The organism is Vibrio sp. T3Y01 (assembly GCF_013114525.1).
Lineage (GTDB): Bacteria > Pseudomonadota > Gammaproteobacteria > Enterobacterales > Vibrionaceae > Vibrio > Vibrio chagasii_B.
Genome location: NZ_VTXJ01000047.1, coordinates 1 through 3,328, shown reverse-complemented (window position 1 = coordinate 3,328; position 3,328 = coordinate 1). Strand labels below are relative to the sequence as shown.

Below are 3,328 nucleotides of genomic sequence, written 5' to 3'. Positions count from 1 at the left end.
TGCGTATTATGGTTATGAATTATGTTGAGAGGTTTGCTGAAAGCCTAAATGAAATCAAACGTGGGCGAGGGATATGCTCAATTAGAAAGGTCAGCTTGCTGGCCTTTTTTAATGCTCATCGAGAGAATCGTTTTATGAGTGAAGCCCGTAATATAATCTGCATAATACGTACTACTACACCTATTGCATAACGTTACTTGCTAATGTAATAATGTGACATAAATCACATTGTGGAGTTTGATATGCCTATTAACGAAATCGAGCGCTTTCGCTATTCTTTTGCATCTGACCTAGCTGCATTTTTTGTTTTAGAACAATCAGAGTTAAATCTATACGAATTATTTGAACCACTTACCTCAAATGATTTGTTGAATGTTTATGACGTTGATAATTTTGACTCGCTAACCCCATATCAAAAGTCTTTCAGTTGTGATGAAATTGAAAAGGAACCTTTCTTTGAAACTATAAGTAAGGTTTACTCTGCACCTTTCCCTAAAAGAGTTGTAACAAATAACGTTGATTTACTTTCCTATTCAAAAGTTCTCAAAAAGTATGGTATCGAAGTCTCTTCAACGAACGACTATTTTTCGTTATTAGAGAATGCTATAAGCTCGAGAAATGAAATGGTTTTAGAGTGTTATGCTTCAATAAATCAAAAGGCCCCTGATTGGGTCATTCAAGATGAGCTCGATTTTCAAGAAATAAGATCCTTATTTTTGAAAATGAGCAGCCAAGCGCCCACTAATTTCATTTAATCTCAGATCTCAATCGCGCGGCAGTTTTCAACCTCACCTTTATTAGTTTGCCCTATGACGAATATTAACGAGCGAGACTGAGCGAGGAAAATTGAGGAGTAGGGCAAAGCTAGACTTTTAGAATGGAAAAGGCCTCTTTTCGTCGCGGAAGGAGCCATTCGTATATAGCTCCTTCTTGGCGAAGGTACACTATCTTTAATAGTGTACTCTTGTCTCATTTTGAGACATTCAACTCTTAAGCGCTTCTTCCCAAGCACTTAAACAACGATCTTTCTCTTCTTCATTGTTGAACTGAATAGAACCATTTTTATAAAGCTCTAACATCGTCTTAGCTTGTTCTCTTTGTCTTTCTTTATGGGTAAAGAAAGGGGTGTTAGATTTTTCTGAAAGGGCGAACATAAACTCTTCTGGATCTTCTAGATGCTCATAGATCGTCAGTATTAGATCTGTTTCTGATGCATCGCGTATGCATGAGCTAACCAATTTTAAAAAATCGAAAGGGTCGATACTGCTTGAGCTGCGCTTACCTTGACAGATTTCTTTTTCATTTAATTTAAGGATGCTAGATAACTCAGCTACTTGGCTAGCTTTAGGTTCTGTGATTCCACGTTCCCATTTACTAACAGTTTGCACTGTAACATCCATTCTATCTGCAAGATCGTCTTGTTTGATTGATAGTTCAATTCTGCGGTCTTTTAAGACTTCACCAATACTCATGTTTACGTTTTCCATATAAGAACCTTACTTTAGTTTAAGTTTACACCCACTTTTGTGTTGCCAATCATTAGCTCATACTTTAATGTATGTGTAAATACACAAAAGTAGTTGTTAATCTTCTTGACAGGTTTTTAGAGTGATAGACAAACTTAAGATATCAATACCGTTTAAGACTGAATTTACCCATACGACTCATCAAGAGAAGTCGGGTGAAGCTGTGTCTTACGCAGATATCAAGGAATGCTCTCGTCGAGGAATTGGCCTTGAGGCAAAAACGATCTTTTTTACTGGTGAGGTTGGGGCGGCTCAATATGAAGTTGCTGATCTACGCCATCCATTTGAGTCATTACCAACTCACTTTACAGGTATGGCATTCAAAATTTACCAAGGTACAAAATACCGTTCACCTTGCATTGAGCTGAAAGCGTCGCCTGCAAAAATCCTTCAAGGTCATAATGTATATGGCCCAACTTCTATCGAAGTCGGTGCTATCGAAATGCTTATGGCGTTCTACAACAGTTACCCTGATGTGTACGAAATGCTAAATGTTCCATCATCAACACTTGATGCTGTAGACGCTACATATTCGGCGCGAGTAAAAACAGAATTAGAAGCTCGTCAAGTTATCCAACAACTTAAAAATGTCTCTAACAAACAAATGCGTACAGCTGTTCGCAATGAGCACGAAACAACAGTTTACTTCAACAAAAACTCACGACACTGCGACAGAAAGGCTTATTTAAAGGGGCCTGAGTTTAACCGTCAGTTACGTGACTTCCGCGCACAACAAGAAAAAGGTAATCGTTCATATGACCGGGTCATAGACGTTATGTCAGATCCAAAGCTCATTAATTATGCTCGACATTTAGTTCGTTTCGAAGCTGGAGCACACCGTAGATACTTAGACGCAATGGACATCCCCAAGAATTTATTCGACGCAATTAGCTACCAAAAAGAATACGAATCGACAGGAAAAAACTTAATTGCAGACATCTGGAAGAGATCATTTACACCATTACTTGAAGCGCTAGAAGGACAACGCATGAACATATTTAACGATGAAGAAGTGCATCAAAAACTCAAACAGACTTACTTTCGCTATACACCTAAAGGAAATATTTCATATGCCAAAGCCGATAAGTTGTTCCGGTTTTATCGTTCACTTATCTCAGATGGTTATAAAGCGGTTTATCAATCATTTACGTCAAGACAAACTTTTTCTAGGCATTTAAATGACTTGCTATCAATCGGATTCTCTAAAGCTCAATTACAAAACTTGCAAGGCAATGGAAGTGACAATGTCGTTCCTTTACTTCAAGTCATTAGCATTGATTTCTCACAACAACATCCGACTGATTATGTCGAGCCAATAGCAGGCCATATATCAAAACTCTACGGATACGGTGGCGACAATGTTATTCGTTTATCCGCTTAGTTTTATGTATGTACTTGGTACGCGCAGCGCACCAGGTACATACATAGAGCTAAGTAATTATCCAACCAAAGGAAACCAACCATATGTTAAAAATCGAAATATTCTCAGAGAACGCACAAGTCGAAAGTCGTTCAATCCCAGCCAAAGACAATAAGCCACCGCGTAATATCTATGAACAAATAGCTTACGCATACTTAGGTGGGAAGTTCCCAGTCGAAATGAAACTGCAACTCGAACAAGGTCAACCGGCTTACGTTGCCGGAACTTATACATTACATCCATCGAGCTTTGTCATAAATCAGTACGGCTCATTAGAACTGAAACGCTTCGGTATACTGATAACACCAATTAATGATAAATAGAAAGCTAGATGAATCCGCACTAAGGCCCACAAATCAAACTAGCCTAAGTGCGTATTATG

The 3,328-nt window shown here is 38.4% G+C and carries 5 protein-coding genes; 4 read left to right on the top strand and 1 reads right to left on the bottom strand.

The features are described 5' to 3' along the window. A partial coding sequence (locus tag F0232_RS24975; RefSeq protein ID WP_216608356.1) for a hypothetical protein occupies positions 1–191 on the top strand: 191 nt, incomplete at its 5' end. Between the two features lie 51 nt (positions 192–242). Further along, complete coding sequence (locus tag F0232_RS24845) at positions 243–755, top strand: hypothetical protein (RefSeq protein ID WP_017091033.1); 513 nt, start codon at positions 243–245, stop codon at positions 753–755. A 228-nt stretch (positions 756–983) separates the two neighbouring features. On the opposite strand, the gene F0232_RS24840 is transcribed toward F0232_RS24845, so the two are convergent. Next, the gene (locus tag F0232_RS24840; RefSeq protein WP_016797941.1) at positions 984–1,487 is read right to left on the bottom strand and encodes a helix-turn-helix domain-containing protein; all 504 of its coding nucleotides are present in this window, start codon (positions 1,485–1,487) and stop codon (positions 984–986) included. A gap of 121 nt (positions 1,488–1,608) precedes the next feature. On the opposite strand from F0232_RS24840, the gene F0232_RS24835 reads away from it, so the two are divergent. Further along, positions 1,609–2,907, top strand: a complete 1,299-nt coding sequence (locus F0232_RS24835; protein ID WP_171751088.1) for a phage/plasmid replication protein, II/X family — start codon at positions 1,609–1,611, stop codon at positions 2,905–2,907. Between the two features lie 83 nt (positions 2,908–2,990). Further along, the gene (locus F0232_RS24830; RefSeq protein WP_171751087.1) at positions 2,991–3,269 is read left to right on the top strand and encodes a single-stranded DNA-binding protein; all 279 of its coding nucleotides are present in this window, start codon (positions 2,991–2,993) and stop codon (positions 3,267–3,269) included. Positions 3,270–3,328 lie beyond the last annotated feature (59 nt).

Excerpts from the sequence above, each read along its gene's own strand:
- F0232_RS24845 (WP_017091033.1), top strand. The coding sequence starts at position 243 with ATGCCTATTAACGAAATCGAGCGCTTTCGCTATTCTTTTGCATCTGAC.
- F0232_RS24840 (WP_016797941.1), bottom strand. The coding sequence starts at position 1,487 with ATGGAAAACGTAAACATGAGTATTGGTGAAGTCTTAAAAGACCGCAGA.
- F0232_RS24830 (WP_171751087.1), top strand. The coding sequence starts at position 2,991 with ATGTTAAAAATCGAAATATTCTCAGAGAACGCACAAGTCGAAAGTCGT.